Origin of the sequence: Brevundimonas sp. A19_0 (genome assembly GCF_017744255.1) — a bacterium.
GTDB lineage: Bacteria > Pseudomonadota > Alphaproteobacteria > Caulobacterales > Caulobacteraceae > Brevundimonas.
The window spans coordinates 336,708-350,757 of the sequence record NZ_JAGHQP010000001.1; the positions used below are offsets into that span (position 1 = coordinate 336,708).

17 protein-coding genes are annotated in these 14,050 nt (G+C 68.8%); 8 read left to right on the forward strand and 9 right to left on the reverse strand.

The annotated features are described in order from the left end of the window. Entirely contained in the window at positions 1-942 is a 942-nt protein-coding gene (locus J7346_RS01580) for an alpha-E domain-containing protein (RefSeq protein WP_209117067.1), read from the reverse strand. 40 nt (positions 943-982) lie between these two features. Beyond that, positions 983-2,410: a circularly permuted type 2 ATP-grasp protein gene (locus J7346_RS01585; protein ID WP_226635207.1), complete on the reverse strand. Its 1,428-nt coding sequence runs from the start codon at positions 2,408-2,410 to the stop codon at positions 983-985. 135 nt (positions 2,411-2,545) lie between these two features. Here J7346_RS01585 and J7346_RS01590 point away from each other — a divergent pair, with 135 nt between their 5' ends. Further along, the gene (locus J7346_RS01590; RefSeq protein WP_245157545.1) at positions 2,546-3,529 is read left to right on the forward strand and encodes a complex I NDUFA9 subunit family protein; all 984 of its coding nucleotides are present in this window, start codon (positions 2,546-2,548) and stop codon (positions 3,527-3,529) included. Here the strand turns inward: J7346_RS01590 and J7346_RS01595 are convergent. Together J7346_RS01595 and J7346_RS01600 are read right to left on the reverse strand one after the other, a co-directional pair. After that, a complete protein-coding gene (locus J7346_RS01595; protein ID WP_209117069.1) occupies positions 3,526-4,326 on the reverse strand; it encodes an undecaprenyl-diphosphate phosphatase in 801 nt (266 codons plus the stop codon). The two genes, J7346_RS01590 and J7346_RS01595, sit on opposite strands and share 4 nt — an antisense overlap. Positions 4,327-4,365: 39 nt before the next feature. After that, positions 4,366-5,529, reverse strand: a complete 1,164-nt coding sequence (locus J7346_RS01600) for a citrate/2-methylcitrate synthase (RefSeq protein WP_209117071.1) — start codon at positions 5,527-5,529, stop codon at positions 4,366-4,368. Positions 5,530-5,574: 45 nt separating this feature from the next. Here J7346_RS01600 and J7346_RS01605 point away from each other — a divergent pair, with 45 nt between their 5' ends. Genes J7346_RS01605 through queG form a run of 3 tightly spaced genes read left to right on the forward strand, consistent with a single transcriptional unit; the run spans position 5,575 to position 8,121 of the window. Then, complete coding sequence (locus J7346_RS01605) at positions 5,575-6,321, forward strand: hypothetical protein (RefSeq protein ID WP_209117073.1); 747 nt, start codon at positions 5,575-5,577, stop codon at positions 6,319-6,321. 50 nt (positions 6,322-6,371) lie between these two features. After that, on the forward strand, positions 6,372-7,043 hold the full coding sequence (locus J7346_RS01610) for a glutathione S-transferase family protein (protein ID WP_209117075.1): 672 nt from the start codon (positions 6,372-6,374) through the stop codon (positions 7,041-7,043). Positions 7,044-7,068: 25 nt separating this feature from the next. Next, positions 7,069-8,121, forward strand: a complete 1,053-nt coding sequence (queG, locus tag J7346_RS01615; RefSeq protein ID WP_209117077.1) for a tRNA epoxyqueuosine(34) reductase QueG — start codon at positions 7,069-7,071, stop codon at positions 8,119-8,121. Here the strand turns inward: queG and J7346_RS01620 are convergent, their stop codons facing one another. Next, complete coding sequence (locus J7346_RS01620) at positions 8,122-8,652, reverse strand: FKBP-type peptidyl-prolyl cis-trans isomerase (RefSeq protein WP_209117079.1); 531 nt, start codon at positions 8,650-8,652, stop codon at positions 8,122-8,124. Beyond that, positions 8,633-9,835: a threonine ammonia-lyase gene (locus J7346_RS01625; RefSeq protein WP_209117080.1), complete on the reverse strand. Its 1,203-nt coding sequence runs from the start codon at positions 9,833-9,835 to the stop codon at positions 8,633-8,635. The genes J7346_RS01620 and J7346_RS01625 overlap by 20 nt, the downstream gene beginning before the upstream one ends. Before the next feature lie 173 nt (positions 9,836-10,008). On the opposite strand from J7346_RS01625, the gene J7346_RS01630 reads away from it, so the two are divergent. From J7346_RS01630 to J7346_RS01640, 3 genes are all read left to right on the forward strand, one after another. Next, positions 10,009-10,530, forward strand: coding sequence for a hypothetical protein (locus J7346_RS01630; RefSeq protein WP_245157546.1), 522 nt, complete (start codon positions 10,009-10,011; stop codon positions 10,528-10,530). Positions 10,531-10,545: 15 nt separating this feature from the next. Further along, positions 10,546-11,223, forward strand: a complete 678-nt coding sequence (locus J7346_RS01635) for a hypothetical protein (protein ID WP_209117082.1) — start codon at positions 10,546-10,548, stop codon at positions 11,221-11,223. Positions 11,224-11,324: 101 nt separating this feature from the next. Next, positions 11,325-11,519 carry a hypothetical protein gene (locus J7346_RS01640; RefSeq protein ID WP_209117084.1) on the forward strand — a complete coding sequence of 65 codons (195 nt, stop codon included), beginning with the start codon at positions 11,325-11,327 and terminating at the stop codon, positions 11,517-11,519. 6 nt (positions 11,520-11,525) lie between these two features. Here the strand turns inward: J7346_RS01640 and J7346_RS01645 are convergent, their stop codons facing one another. The 3 genes from J7346_RS01645 to rplU form a co-directional block, all read right to left on the reverse strand. After that, positions 11,526-12,059 (reverse strand): GNAT family N-acetyltransferase, encoded by a 534-nt coding sequence (locus J7346_RS01645; protein WP_209117085.1) that lies wholly within the window; start codon positions 12,057-12,059, stop codon positions 11,526-11,528. Between the two features lie 161 nt (positions 12,060-12,220). After that, the gene (rpmA, locus tag J7346_RS01650) at positions 12,221-12,508 is read right to left on the reverse strand and encodes a 50S ribosomal protein L27 (RefSeq protein ID WP_209117087.1); all 288 of its coding nucleotides are present in this window, start codon (positions 12,506-12,508) and stop codon (positions 12,221-12,223) included. A gap of 108 nt (positions 12,509-12,616) precedes the next feature. Next, on the reverse strand, positions 12,617-13,192 hold the full coding sequence (rplU, locus tag J7346_RS01655) for a 50S ribosomal protein L21 (protein WP_209117089.1): 576 nt from the start codon (positions 13,190-13,192) through the stop codon (positions 12,617-12,619). Positions 13,193-13,390: 198 nt separating this feature from the next. On the opposite strand from rplU, the gene J7346_RS01660 reads away from it, so the two are divergent. Continuing rightward, positions 13,391-14,050, forward strand: coding sequence for a hypothetical protein (locus J7346_RS01660; protein WP_209117090.1), 660 nt, complete (start codon positions 13,391-13,393; stop codon positions 14,048-14,050).

Genomic DNA, 14,050 nt, shown 5'->3' on the forward strand with positions numbered 1-14,050 from the left:
TCATCCGTAGAACCTGTAGTCCCGCTCGATCTGCTGGCCGAGGGCGTTGTTGCGGCCGATGAAGTCGCTGAGCACCCCGTGCAGGCCGGACTCGAAGATCGACTCGATGGAGTGATCGGCCAGCCGCTTCACATGAGCGCGGGCCAGGTCGTGGCTGGGCATTTCCTTGCCGTAGGCCTGGGCAAGGAAGCCGAGGTGCTCCGAAATCTGTCCGGCGCAGAAGGCCAGCGAGCGCGGCATGCGCTTGTCGAGGATGATCAGGTCGGCGATCTGGCGCGGGTTGGCGGTGCCGTCGCTGAGCCAGCGATAGGCGCGCTGGGCCGACACCGAGCGCAGGATGGTCTCCCACTGCACATTGTCGAGCGAGGAGCCGACATAGGAGACCGACGGCAGCAGCACATAATATTTGACGTCGAGGATGCGCGCGGTGTTGTCGGCCCGCTCTATGAAAATGCCCAGATGGGCAAAATTGTAGACGTCGTTCTGCATCATGGTGCCGGTCAGGGCACCGCGGACCAGGGCGTTCTGGCGGCGGATGGTGGCCAGGATGTCGGGCAGGCCGTTTTCCGAGACCGGGCGCTTGAGCAGGTAGCGGATGGTCATCCAGCCTTCGTTGGTGGCCTCCCACACCTCGCGCGTCAGAGCCGTGCGGACCATGCGGGCATTGGTGCGGGCATTGCCGATGACCGACATGACGCTGGAGGGATTGTCCCGGTCGCGCAGCAGATAGTCGATCACATTGGCCGCGTTGAACGCCTCGTAGCGTTCGAGGAATCCCTGACGCACCCCGGCGGTGTTGATGATCGAGGCCCACTCCGCCTCGGCGGCCGCCGACCGGGTCAGGGCGATACGAAAGCCCGCATCGACCAGTCGCGCGGTATTCTCGCTGCGCTCGAGGAAGCGGAACATCCAGAACAGGCCGGCGGCGGTCTTGCCTAGCATGGGCGGGAGTCCTCCGCCGAAAGGGTGCCCTTGGCCATCCTCATTCCTCGAGCACCCAGGTGTCCTTGGTGCCGCCGCCCTGGCTGGAATTGACCACCAGGGAGCCGGCCTTCATCGCCACGCGGGTCAGGCCACCCGGGGTGATCTCGATCTTGCCCGGGGAGACCAGCACGAAGGGCCGCAGGTCGACGTGGCGGGGCGCCAGGCCGGCCTTGGTCAAGACCGGGACGGTCGACAGCGCCAGGGTGGGCTGGGCAATGTAGTTGCCGGGACGGGACTTCAGCTTGTCGGCAAAGGCCGAGATCTCGCGCTTGCTGGCCGCCGGACCCACCAGCATGCCGTAGCCACCCGAGCCGTGCACTTCCTTGACCACCAGCTCGTCCAGATGTTCGAGCACATAGGCCAGGGCGTCGGGCTCGGCACAGCGCCAGGTCGGCACATTCTTCAGAATGGCGCTCTCGCCCGTGTAGAACTGGATGATGTCCGGCATGTAGCTGTAGATCGCCTTGTCGTCGGCGATGCCGGTGCCGGGCGCATTGGCGACGGTGATGCCGCCCGCGCGATAGACGTCCATCAGCCCCGGCACGCCCAGCTGGGAGTCCGGGTTGAAGCTCATCGGATCGAGGAAGTCGTCGTCGACCCGGCGGTAGAGGACGTCGATCGGGGTGTAGCCGCGGGTCGTCCGCATGGCGATGCGGCCATCGACCAGCTGCAGGTCCTGTCCCTCGACCAGTTCGACGCCCATCTGGTCGGCCAGGAAGGCATGCTCGAAATAGGCCGAGTTGTGGATGCCGGGTGTCAGCACGGCCACGACCGGCGAGCCGGAGCATCCCGGCGGCGCGCAGGCCGCCAGCGACCGGCGGAGCAGCTTGGGATAGTTGCTGACCTCGCGCACCGCGACCCGCGAGAACAGCTCGGGGAACATCCGCAGCATCGTCTCGCGGTTTTCCAGCATGTAGGAGACGCCGGACGGGGTGCGGGCGTTGTCCTCGAGCACGAAGAACTCGTCCTCGCCGGTGCGTACGATGTCGATGCCGACGATATGGGTGTAGATGCCGCCGGGCGGCTCGACGCCGATCATCTGGGGCAGGAAGGCGGCGTTGGCGGCGATCACATCGACCGGGATGCGGCCCGAGCGCAGGATTTCCTGGCGGTGATACATGTCGTGCAGGAAGGCATTGATGGCGCGCACCCGCTGTTCGATGCCCCGGGTCAGCCGGCTCCACTCGCGGCCCGAGATGATGCGCGGCACGATGTCGAACGGGATCAGCCGCTCCTCGGCTTCCTGCTGGCCGTACACGTTGAAGGTGATGCCGGTGCGGCGGAAGAAGACCTCGGCATCGCGGGACTTCTTGCGCAGGCTCTGGGCGCCCTGACGTTGAAACCAGTCAGCATAGCCGCTGTACGGGGACCGACAGGCCTCGCCGGAGCCGTGCATCTCGTCGAAGACGTCGGGTCTGTTCGCCATTGCAACATGTGTCGCACAGGCACGGGGGCGCTTCAATGACCCCGGGGCGTCCGACCGCATTGCCCGGCGCGGGCGCATCGTCTATCCCCCGACGCACGTGGCCCGAAGGTGAGGGCCTTTCAGGGAGCATGGCTGATGATGCCGTCCGGTTCGGGTCTGGTCACTGTGTTCGGAGGCTCCGGCTTTGTCGGGACCCAGGTCGTTCGGTCGCTGGCGCGGCGGGGCCTGAGAATCCGGGTGGCGGTGCGCAACCCCAATCTGGCCCATGACCTGAAGCCGCTGGGCGATGTCGGGCAGGTGATGCCCATCTATGGCGACATCACCGACCCCGCGACCGTGAAGAGCGCCGTGGCCGGCGCTGACATCGTCATCAATCTGGTCGGTATTCTGTACGAGCGTCCGGGCTCGAAGGCCTTCGAGCACATCCATGTCGACGGCGCGCGCACCGTGGCCGAGGCCGCCCGCGAGGCCGGGGCCCGCCACTTCGTGCAGATGTCGGCCATCGGCGCCGATGCCGACAGCGGATCGGCCTATGCGCGCTCCAAGGCCCGGGGCGAGGCGGCCGTGAAGGACGCCTTCCCCGGCGCGTCCATCGTGCGCCCGTCGATCGTGTTCGGTCCGGGGGACGGCTTCTTCAACCGGTTCGCCGCCCTGTCGGGCCTGACGCCGGCCCTGCCGCTGATCGGGGGCGGGCAGTCGCGCTTCCAGCCGGTGTTCGTCGGCGACGTGGCCGAGGCCGTGGCGCGCGTCGCGACCGAAGACGCCTGGGCCGGCCAGACGGTCGAGCTGGGCGGTCCGGCGATCGTGACCTTTGAGGAGGTGCTGAAGATGATCGCCCACGAGACAGGCCGTCATCGCATGCTGCTGCCCCTGCCCTTCCCGGTCGCGCGGGCGATCGGCTCGCTGGCCCAGCTGACGACGCTGGTCGGCCTGCCGCCGGTGCTGACCCGCGATCAGGTGGTGATGATGCAGACCGACAATGTCGTGTCCGAGGGCGCCACCGGCCTGACGGATCTGGGCATCGAGCCGACCGGCATGGCGGCCGTGGTGCCCGACTATCTGTGGCGCTATCGCCGGGGCGGCCAGTTCGCCGAACAGCCGATGGCCGAAGCCTTCTAGAAGCCCAGACCCAGCAGGATCATCCCGGCCACGCCGACCCCGATCCGCCACCAGGCGAAGGGCGCAAAGCCGTGCCGGGAGACGAAGTCGAGCAGCAGCTTGACCACCGCCAGCGCGGTGAGGAAGGCCGTGATGAAGCCGATGGCGATCAGGCCGGCATCGCTGAAGTCGAGGCGCTCCCAGTTCTGCAGCAGGTCATAGGCGACCGCCGCCCCCATGGTCGGCAGGGCGAGGAAGAAGCTGAACTCGGCCGCCGAGCGCTTGTCCGTGCCCAGCAGCAGGCCGCCGGCGATAGTGGCCCCCGACCGCGACACACCCGGGATCATGGCCAGGCACTGGAACAGGCCGATCAAAAGATAGACGCGCAGGGGATACTGGTCGGCCTGCAGATAGACGGGCACCTTCTTCATCCGGTCGAGCAGCAGCAGCAGGACCCCGCCAACGATCAGCGCCACGCAGATCACCATGGGCGTCTCGAACAGCACCAGTTTGATGAAGTCATAGGCGAAGACGCCGATGACCACGGCCGGGGCGAAGGCGACCAGCAGGCCGATCAGGAAGCGGCGGGCCTCGACCTCGAACGGCCAGCGCGTCGCCAGCGTCCACAGACGTTTGAAATAGACGCTGATGATGGCCAGCAGGGCGCCCAGCTGGATGACGATCTCGAAGGTCTTGCCGGTGCTTTCGAAGCCGAGGAAGTGGCCCAGCAGAAGCAGGTGGCCGGTAGAGGAGACGGGGATGAACTCGGTCAGGCCCTCGATCAGGCCCAGGATGATCGCCAGCAGCCAGTCGGCCATGAGGTCCCCTTGTTCGCATGCGCGGTCGGCGGGCGCGGATCAGTTGGCCCCCGGCGTCGGCCCCACATAGCGTAGTCGGGTGCGAATAGGCGAGCCACCAATCGCCTGATCCAGCGCATGACCGATCAGGCCCACGACGCGGGCCAGCAACAACAGGTCGACGGCCCCGTCCCGCGGCAGGTCCAGACGCCGGGCCAGCAGGGCCAGCGCCAGCGGCAGGCCCGGCACCAGACCGGTTTGCGCCTCGCCTTCGCGCCAGATGGAGTCCAGATCGGCGGGCAGGCACGCGGCCTCGATCAGGGCGCGGGCGCGGGCTTCGTCCGTCTCCGGAGAGGCCGGGTCGATGAAGCCGGGCAGGTCGCCGCTCGCCGCGAAGGTGGCGGCGATCGTCCCGGCCGGATCCCGACGCGCCTGCACCACCCAGGTGGAGGCGGACTGGGTGCGGGCCATGACCGGCGATCCCATCAGGGCGGTCAGGCCTGCCAGGGCCGCCCCGGCCAGCGGCGCACCCGCCTGGGCCGTCGCGCGCGTCGCCAGCATCGGCGGGCGGGCCAAATCATCCGCACACAGAACCAGAGCCCGGCGCACCAGATCGGCGTCGCGCTCGATCATCTTCCAGCCGCGGGCCAGACGCTGGTGGAACAGCAGGCGGGGGCCCGAGCCGGCCGCCGCATCAATGACCTCATTGAGGATTTCGGCGGCTTCGGTGCGCAGGCTGGCGGCATCGCGCCCGGTCAGGGCCGGGTCCTCGGCCGCGCGCCGGGCCAGACAGGCAAAGGTGCGCAGCCGAATGGAGGCGCCGGTGACCGCATCCACGCGCGGCTTCAGCCCCATCAGCGGCTGGGGCGAGCGCAGGCCCCACAGGCGTCGGGCGACATCCTCGAGCGTGGCCTGGGCCGACAGCTGGGCCACGTCGAGGCCGGAATAGCAAAGGCGTCCGTCGATGCGGGTGGACAGGGTCGAGAAGATTTCCGCCTCGCCGCGACCGGCCGCGCCCCGGGTCAGGGCCGTCGGGGTCGTGTCGCGGTCGCCGGCGCCGAGGCGGGCGATGTCGCTTTCGGCATAGAGGCTGCGGCGGGGATCGGCGGGGTCCGGGCGGGCCGCGATCCGGCCCCGGCTGACATAGGCATAGAGCGTCTGGGTCTTGACCCCCAGACGCCGCAGCGCCTCGGCGCGCCCGATCCAGCCGTGTTCTGCGTCCATGCCCGCCCCGTGCAGAAACTCCGAGTTGTTCAATCAAGCGCCGATATGGGACGATTTCATGACACGCCGGTCGATGGACCGATCGGGGCCATTGGCAAGAGCGCCGGGATCAGCGACAAGCCCGGCATGACCCCGCCCCCTCCTCCGTCCGTTTCCGGTCCTGCGACGACGCCGGCCGCGCGCTGGGCCGTCTGGGGACTGATCATGGGCATAGTCGCGCTCAAGGTGTTTGCCGCGCGGGCCTCGGGCTCGGTGGGGGCACTGACGGCCCTGACCGACAGTCTGATCGATCTGATGGCGCTGGCCCTGATCGCCGGGGCCGGGCGCTCCCGGACGCTGGAGGGCGAGGCCGGGCTGCGCCGCATCAAGGGCAGTATGGCGGTGGCGGCCGGTGTCTTCATGGGCCTGATCTGCCTGTGGCGGATCGGCCATCCGCAGGGGCTGTCCGGCGGACTGTGGGCGCCGACGGCGGCGCTGGGGGTGCTGGGCCTGACCCTGGTGCTGGCCCGCCTGCGGGCGCGGGAGGTGGCCGACGGCGCGCCGGAGACGCGCGGCGCCGCCCGGGACCAGTCGATCGCCGAGACGGCGGCCGCGGGTGTGCTGTTGCTGGGGCTGGTGGCCGGCGTGCTGCTGGGCGTACCCGCCCTCGATGCCGCCGCAGGACTGATTCTGGCGATCTGGATGGGCTGGGGCGGATGGGCCCTGATCCGCACCGCCTCGGGGCACGAGGCCGGGGTGGGGCCGGCGCTGACCCCCGGCATGCCTCCGGCACGGCGTGGTCCCTGGGGCTGAACCGCTTGCGGTAAACGCGCGCTTAACGACCGCTGGGGCATGGAGGCCCTATGGCCGAGTCCGTCCTGTATCATTTCGCCTTCGATCCGGGATCGCGGTGCGCGCGTCTGGCGCTGGGCGAGGCAAAGATCGCCGTGCGCGAGACCCCGGTAAAGCCGTGGGAGGACGACTGTCCGCTGCATGGTCTCAACCCCTCGGGCATGCCGCCGGTGCTGAAGGTCGATGATCTGGTGCTGTGCGAGAGCGCGGCCATCCTCGGCTGGGTCGACGACCAGACCGAGGGCAAGCTGCTGTTCACGCGGGATGCGGCCGAACGGGCCGAGACGCGTCGCCTGACCGGCTGGTTCGAGCGAAAGTTCACCGATGAGGTCCAGGCCATCCTGCTGCACGAGCGGATGGAAAAGCCGCTGCTGCGACTGGGCCCGCCCGAGGCGCGGGCGCTGCGGGCCGGGCGGGAGACGCTGAAGGCCCATCTGGTCGAGCTGGAGGCCCTGTGTCAGGCCCGCGACTGGCTGGCGGGGCGCCGACTGGGCCAGGCCGATCTGGTCGCCGCAGCGCATCTGTCAGTGCTGGACTATTTCGGCGAAATCGCCTGGGCGACCTGGCCGGGGCTGAAGGACTGGTACATGCGGATGAAGTGCCGGCCGTGCTTCCGGCCGCTGCTGTCCGATCGCCTGCCGGGACAGCCGCCGGTCGCCCACTACGACGACCTCGACTTCTAGAGCCATTCACGGCAAGGCGGGGGCCATGGCCGCCCGATCCGACACCCTGGTCGAGGAGATCCGCGCCCGCGCCTCGGCGCTGGGGTTCGATGCCTGCCGACTGGCCCCGGCGGACGCGCCGTGGGAGGCCGGAGACCGGCTGGCCCGCTTCGTCGAGGCCGGTCGCCACGGCGAGATGGGCTGGATGGAGACGACGCTGGAGCGCCGCCGGCACCCTACCGGCATGTGGGACCAGGCGCGGACCGCCATCGTGCTGGGCCTCAACTATGGGCCCGACCATAATCCCCTGATCGAGATGGAGGACGGGTCGCGGGGTTATATCTCGGTCTATGCGCGCGGTGACGACTATCACGAGCTGATCAAGGGGCGGCTGAAGACCCTGGCCGGCTATGTGGCGGCGCAGACCGGCGAGGACGTGAAGGTGTTCGTGGACACCGCCCCCCTGATGGAAAAGCCGCTGGCCCAGCGCGCGGGTCTGGGCTGGCAGGGCAAGCACACCAATCTGCTGTCACGCCAGCACGGCAACTGGCTGTTCCTGGGGGTGATCCTGTCGGCGGCCGAACTGCCGGTCGATGAGGCCGAGGGCGAGCACTGCGGTACCTGCACCGCCTGCCTGGATGCCTGTCCGACGCAGGCCTTTCCCGCGCCCTTCCAGCTGGATGCCCGGCGGTGCCTGTCCTACCTGACCATCGAGTTCGCCGGGCCCTGGCCGGAGGAATTCCGGGAGGCGACCGGCAGCCGCATCTATGGCTGTGACGACTGTCTGGCCGTGTGTCCGTGGAACAAGTTCGCCCGGGCCTCGAACGAGGCCCGGCTGGCGGCGCGGGACGAGGCGGTCGCGCCGCCGCTGGCCGAGCTGGCGGCCCTGGACGACGCGACGTTCCGCGCGCGCTTTCGCAAGAGCCCGGTCAAGCGGATCGGGCGCGACCGGTTCGTCCGTAATGTGCTTTACGCCATCGGCAACAGCGGCGATCCGGAGCTGCTGCCCGTGGCCCGCGACCTTGCCTCGGACCCGGACCCGGTGGTTGCGGACGCCGCCCGCTGGGCGGTAGGGCGTCTGTCGCCAGACGCGCCCTGATCAGCCGTTGGCTTCGCCCACACCGCGGTGACCACCCGGCGCCGGGGCGACGGCCAGCATCTTGACCCGGAAGACCAGGACAGAGTTCGGCGGGATGCCGGGGCGGCCTTCCTCGCCATAGCCGAGCTCGGGCGGGACATAGAGCATCCACTCGTCGCCCGGACGCATCATCTGCAGGGCCTCGATCCAGCCGGGGACCAGATTCTGGGGCGACATGACGACCGGCATGCCGCGTTCGAACGAGCTGTCGAACACATCGCCATTGGTCAGGCTGCCCTCATATTCGAGGCGAATAAGGTCATTGGAGTCGGGCTGGACGCCGTCGGCCGGACCGGACTGGAGCACCTTGTACTGCAGGCCGCTCTCGGTCGTTTTCACGCCCTCGGCCCGTGCATTCGATTTCAAGAAATAGGCGGCGGCCTCGGCCCGCGCCTCGGCATCCGCCGAAGCGTCGGCATTCCCGTTGCCGCACGCGGCGACCGCCAGAAGGGCGGCGGCCAGCGCCCCGACCCTAACCCATGCGAAGTTCATAACCCTTGTCCTTCAAAGCGCTGGCGATGTCATCGGCATGCGCCGAGTCGCGGGTTTCCACCATGATGTCGAACTCGGCCCCCTTGGCCGGCACGTCGAGCGCCAGACGGTTGTGGACCACGTCGATGATATTGCCGCCCAGACCCCCGATCACCGCCGCCATGGCCGACAGCATGCCGGGGCGGTCGTCGCCAAGGATGCGATAGACGATCAGGCGCCGCTCGCGGACCATTTCGCGGTTCAGGACCACGGCCAGCATCCGCGCGTCGATATTGCCCCCGCACAGCACCAGACCGACCTTGCGGCCCTTGAAGCGGTCCGGATTGGCCAGCAGGGCGGCGAGGCCCCCCGCGCCCGCGCCCTCGGCCACGGTCTTTTCCAGTGTCGCATAGAAGGCGACGGCCTTCTCGAACTCGGCCTCCTGACAGACGAAGACCTCCTTCACCCGCGGATCAGCCAGGGCGAAGGGGATGTCGCCGACGGCCTTGATGGCGATGCCCTCGGCAATGGTGGCCCCGCCGCACTTCGGGGTCTCGCCGCGCCGACGGGCGGTGAAGGACGGGTACATGGCCGCCTCGACGCCATGGACCTGAAGCTCGGGCCGGATCGCCTCGGCCGCGATCGAACAGCCGGCGATCAGGCCACCGCCGCCGATCGGGATGATCATCTCCTCGAGGTCCGGCGCGTCCTCGAGGAACTCCATGGCGCAGACGCCCTGTCCGGCGACGATGCCCTCATCGTCGAAGGCCGAGATGAAAACGAAGCCTTCCTCGTCGCGTAGCCGGTGGGCCTCGGCGGTCGAGCCGGTGAAGTCGGCCCCCTCGATCACCACGCGGGCGCCGTGGCGCCGGGTGCCGTCGATCTTCACGAAGGGCGTGCCTTCGGGCACGACGATGGTCACGGGGATGCCCAGCCGGCCCCCGTGGTAGGCCAGCGCCTGGGCATGGTTTCCGGCCGAGGCGGCGACGACGCCGCGCTTCCGCTCATCCGCATCCAGCAGCATCAGCCGGTTGAGCGCCCCGCGCTCCTTGAAGCTGCCGGTGAAGTGCAGATTGTCGAACTTGACCCAGACCTCGGCCCCGGTCAGCTCGGACAGGCGCCTGGAGTGCCGCGTGGGGGTGTGGTCGACCTGGCCGCGGATCCGGTCGCGGGCGGCCTCGATATCCTGAAAGGTGACGGTCATCCGTGGTTTGCCCCTGACGCTCCGGCCGCTTGGATCGCGGTCTTGTGTCGCCGCTTTTGGACCAGAGGCCGGGCGCCCGCAACCTTGACCTTGGGGCGTGCGTTAGGCGTCATGGCAGTGACGCCGATCCGGTCGTATGATCGATCGCCCGAGCCTGGAAGGAAGACTTGAGAATGCCCCTGTCGATGCGCCCCACCGCCCTCGCCCTGTCCGTTGCTGCCCTGGCCGCAACGGCAGCCTGCGCGCCCACCATGGGCCCGACGCCCGGGCCGGTCACCGAATCGACCGCGTTCAATGCCGCCGACTTCGCCTGGTCGGCCGGAAACGGCACCGCCGGCGTCGATGGCCGCATCACCTATGCCCAGAACGGCACCCGCTACACTTGCACCGGCTCGGTCGCCCTGACGCCGGTCACCCCCTACACCCGCGCCCGCTTCCGCAATCTGTACGGCTCGACCGAGCGCGCGGCCCTGCCGGAATCGGTGGTCCGTGCCCGGACCGTGGCCGACCCGAATGCCGACTACCGGTCCTATGTCCGGTCCTCGACCTGCAGCGACAACCGCTTCCAGTTCAGCGCCCTGCCCGCCGGGGAGTGGTTCATCATTGCCCCGGTCAGCGCCGGCGGCGAGGAGCGCGTGGTCATGATGCAGCGTGTCCGTACCCGTGCCGGCGCGCGCGTGGACGTCACCCTCTAGCGAATGGAGCCCGCCATGGCCGGCCTGTCGAAATTCCCGGGAATGCTGGTCGCCGCGGGCGCCCTCGTCGCCCTGTCGGCTCCGGCCGCCATGGCCCAGAGCAGCTATTACGACGGCTATGGCTATCAGACGCCCTATGGCTATCAGGACAGCTATGGGCGGGACCGCTACGACCGCGACTCGTCCTACCGCTACGAGCGGCGCTACCGCTCGGACACGACCCGGTACAGCTCGGACTGGAGCGTGGCGGCCCAGCGCGACCGGCCGGGCGACTATCGATGCGATGCCTTCTGGGACGCCAACCGCAGCGACTGCGACGCGCGGTGGCGCGACCAGCGGGGGCGCAGCTCCTATGGCAGCTATGACCGGCGCGATCATCGCCGGTATGACGACGGCTATGGCTATGGCTACGGCTACGGCTACAATTACGGCTATGGCTACGGCTATGCGGGTCCGCAGCCCTATTACGGGTCGGAGCACCGGTCGTACCGAGGCCGCTACGACTCCCGCGACACCACCACCTATTACGGCGCCTATGGCCGGCCCGACGTGGTCTATGGCGGGGGAGGACCGGCCTATGGCCAGGGGCGCGATCCGCGCCGGATCGACTGGTGCAGCCGGACCTACCGGTCCTATGATCCGCGCAGCGGCTACTACCGCGCCTACTCCGGGCGCCTGGTCTACTGCGGCTGATCCCGAGATAAACCGCCGTTCGCCATCCTTTGGCCCCAGCCGACAGGTCTGTGGGCCCTGGTACCCGTCCGGGTGCCTGGTTCGGTCAGGGGAGCGCGTTCATGTCCCGACACAATATCACCGGTTCGGAAGCCTTTGACCGGCGCCCGTTCGTGATCGTCCGCTCGGTGCCGAGCGGCGGACTGCGGCGCAGGCGCGCGCGCATGGCCCTGGCCTTTGTGCTGGGCATTATCGTGGCCCTCGCTGCGGTCACCGTAGCGCTGCTGATGGTCTTCATGCCGCCGCCGATGGTCTGACGGGCGTCAGGCCAGCCAGACCATCCGCCGCGTCTCAACCGGACCGCCCCGCGCGCGACTGAGGCCGGGACGAACCTCGCCCGTGTACAGAAAGCCCGCCTTTTCCAGCACCCGGCCCGACGCCGGATTGTCGACGAAGTGACCCGCGACCAGCGCCCGCTTGCGCCAGCGGCTGCGCGCCCAGCTGAGCGCGCCCTGCAGGGCCTCGGTGGCGTAGCCCCGCCCCCAGAAGGGCCGACCGATCCAGTAGCCCGTCTCGGGCACCGGATCCGCGTCATCGAACAGGCCGATCACGCCCACCGGGCCGTGGTCCTCATGCTCGATCAGGAAGGTGCTGCCCGTGCGCGGGTCCTGCGCGGCGACGCTCGCCACGAACGCCTCGGCGTCCCGGGCCGTGTAGGGCGTGGGCATGCGCAGGGTCATGCGCGCGATGTCGGGGTCGTTCGCCAGGGCGACGAGGCGCGAGATGTCCTCGGGACGGGGCGCTCTCAGCGCCAGACGCCGCGTTTCTATGACGGGCTGGGGTTCGATTCCGCACATGGCGAGGCCTCGGTCTTTCTGCCGCCCCCTTGAGAGGGCTCGGGCGGCACGAGGCGGGGAACGAAAACGGGGAGCCTGGTGATCCAGACTCCCCGCGGAATATTTCCCTTGGTCCGGATCGGCTGCTGGAGGAGCAACACGATCCGGGGTCGGGCGTCGTGTTACTCGGCGGCGGCGGCGACTGCCTGGTCGTCGTTGGCCGCAAGGACGGACACGTAACAACGGCCGCCGGCCTTGGTGGTGAACTTCACCGCGCCCTGGGTAAGGGCGAAGAGGGTGTGGTCACGGCCCATGCCCACGTTGTCGCCCGGGTGCCACTTGGTCCCGCGCTGACGAATGATGATGTTGCCGGCCAGCACGCGCTCGCCGCCAAATTTCTTCACGCCGAGGCGTTTGGACTCGGAGTCGCGACCGTTACGCGACGAACCACCGGACTTTTTGTGAGCCATGAGACTGCTCCGTACTTCCTCGATGCGCTATCGCTCGGCTCGCGGAGCCTCACTGCTTGAGCGCGTGATTGTCATTCTAGCACACCGCCGGGCGGTGCACCTAAAGCGTTATTCCTTGTCGGCCTTGGGCGCGGCCTTCTTGGCGGGGGCCTTCTTGGCCGGAGCCTTGGCCTTGGGAGCCTCGTCCGTCGTGGCCTCAGCCTTGGGGGCGGCGGCCTTCCTGGCCGGAGCCTTCTTCGCCGGGGCGGCCTTGGCCCTGGGGGCCTCGTCCTGGGCCGGAGCCGCATCGCGCGAGGCCAGGCCCCGGGCGCGCAGGTTCATTTCGGCCTTGGTCATCAGCGAGGTTTCGCCGTCCCACCTGGCCTTCTCGCCGGCGCCTTCGATGCCGGTGATGCGCAGGACCGATTCCATCTGGCGGTGACCGCGGGTACGGCGGTAGCCCTGACGACGGATCTTCTTGAAGATCTTGACCTTCTCGCCCTTGCGGGTCTCGATCAGGGTCGCGGCGACGGTCGCACCGTCGATCAGCGGGGCCCCGACGGTCACGCCCTTGTCACCGCCCAGCATCAGCACTTCGCCGAAGCTGATGTCCGAACCGGCGTCGCCGTCCAGCTTTTCGACGACCAGCACGTCGCCCGGTTGGACCCGGTATTGTTTTCCGCCGGTCTTGATTACCGCGTACATATCGAAAGCCTCAAAGCCTGAACGCATAAAGATAAGCGCCCGCGAGGGACCCCCGCAGGCGAAGAGCGGCGACATATACGGAAGGGCGAGCGCGAGTCAACGGACATATGCGTTTTCCGGACCCTCTGCGTACGCGCCGGGACAGAATCGATACAACCCCTCTCGACCGTTATAAAGTAACAGGCTATGGACGTGTCGATGGCGCCGTCCGACCTTCAACCCTCCCTGCTCGTCTCGCTGCTGGTCGGCGGGTTTGTGACGGCATTCCTGCATGCCGCCCTGCCCACCCACTGGCTGCCGTTCGTGCTGGTCGGCCGGGCGCAACGCTGGAACCTCGGCACCACCCTGGCGTCGGTGACGGCGGCAGGGCTGGCCCATATTGCGGTGACCGCGGTCGTCGGCGGCCTGATCGTGATGGCCGGGCTGGCGCTGGACCAGTGGGTGACCGGCTTGCTGCCCTGGCTGTCCGCCGGGCTGCTGTTCGTGATGGGTCTGTTCTATCTGGCGCGCGCCACGGTGCGAAAACCCCTGCCCGCCCAGGGGCCGGAATTGGAGACCCCCGAGCAGACGGTGTCGCAGGCGGCGGCCTTCTGGGGACTGGTGGCGGTGATGGCCGCCTCGCCCGGCGAGGTGCTGTTACCGCTCTATCTGTCGTCGGCCGAGGAAGGGCTGATGGTGCTGGGCCTGCTGACCCTGGTGCTGGCGGTCGGGACGGTTCTGGGCATGGCGGTGTTCACGACGCTGGCCCGTGCGGGAGCCTCGATCCTGCGGCTGGAGCGCTGGGCGCGCTATGAAGGCGCGATCCTGGGTCTGGCCCTGATCGGTCTGGGGCTTCTCGTCGTGCTGCACCAGCACTAG

Coding starts and splice junctions, on each gene's coding strand:
- J7346_RS01580 (WP_209117067.1), bottom strand. CDS start 942: ATGCTAGGCAAGACCGCCGCCGGCCTGTTCTGGATGTTCCGCTTCCTC.
- J7346_RS01585 (WP_226635207.1), bottom strand. CDS start 2,410: ATGGCGAACAGACCCGACGTCTTCGACGAGATGCACGGCTCCGGCGAG.
- J7346_RS01590 (WP_245157545.1), top strand. CDS start 2,546: ATGATGCCGTCCGGTTCGGGTCTGGTCACTGTGTTCGGAGGCTCCGGC.
- J7346_RS01595 (WP_209117069.1), bottom strand. CDS start 4,326: ATGGCCGACTGGCTGCTGGCGATCATCCTGGGCCTGATCGAGGGCCTG.
- J7346_RS01600 (WP_209117071.1), bottom strand. CDS start 5,529: ATGGACGCAGAACACGGCTGGATCGGGCGCGCCGAGGCGCTGCGGCGT.
- J7346_RS01605 (WP_209117073.1), top strand. CDS start 5,575: ATGGGACGATTTCATGACACGCCGGTCGATGGACCGATCGGGGCCATT.
- J7346_RS01610 (WP_209117075.1), top strand. CDS start 6,372: ATGGCCGAGTCCGTCCTGTATCATTTCGCCTTCGATCCGGGATCGCGG.
- queG (WP_209117077.1), top strand. CDS start 7,069: ATGGCCGCCCGATCCGACACCCTGGTCGAGGAGATCCGCGCCCGCGCC.
- J7346_RS01620 (WP_209117079.1), bottom strand. CDS start 8,652: ATGAACTTCGCATGGGTTAGGGTCGGGGCGCTGGCCGCCGCCCTTCTG.
- J7346_RS01625 (WP_209117080.1), bottom strand. CDS start 9,835: ATGACCGTCACCTTTCAGGATATCGAGGCCGCCCGCGACCGGATCCGC.
- J7346_RS01630 (WP_245157546.1), top strand. CDS start 10,009: ATGCCCCTGTCGATGCGCCCCACCGCCCTCGCCCTGTCCGTTGCTGCC.
- J7346_RS01635 (WP_209117082.1), top strand. CDS start 10,546: ATGGCCGGCCTGTCGAAATTCCCGGGAATGCTGGTCGCCGCGGGCGCC.
- J7346_RS01640 (WP_209117084.1), top strand. CDS start 11,325: ATGTCCCGACACAATATCACCGGTTCGGAAGCCTTTGACCGGCGCCCG.
- J7346_RS01645 (WP_209117085.1), bottom strand. CDS start 12,059: ATGTGCGGAATCGAACCCCAGCCCGTCATAGAAACGCGGCGTCTGGCG.
- rpmA (WP_209117087.1), bottom strand. CDS start 12,508: ATGGCTCACAAAAAGTCCGGTGGTTCGTCGCGTAACGGTCGCGACTCC.
- rplU (WP_209117089.1), bottom strand. CDS start 13,192: ATGTACGCGGTAATCAAGACCGGCGGAAAACAATACCGGGTCCAACCG.
- J7346_RS01660 (WP_209117090.1), top strand. CDS start 13,391: ATGGCGCCGTCCGACCTTCAACCCTCCCTGCTCGTCTCGCTGCTGGTC.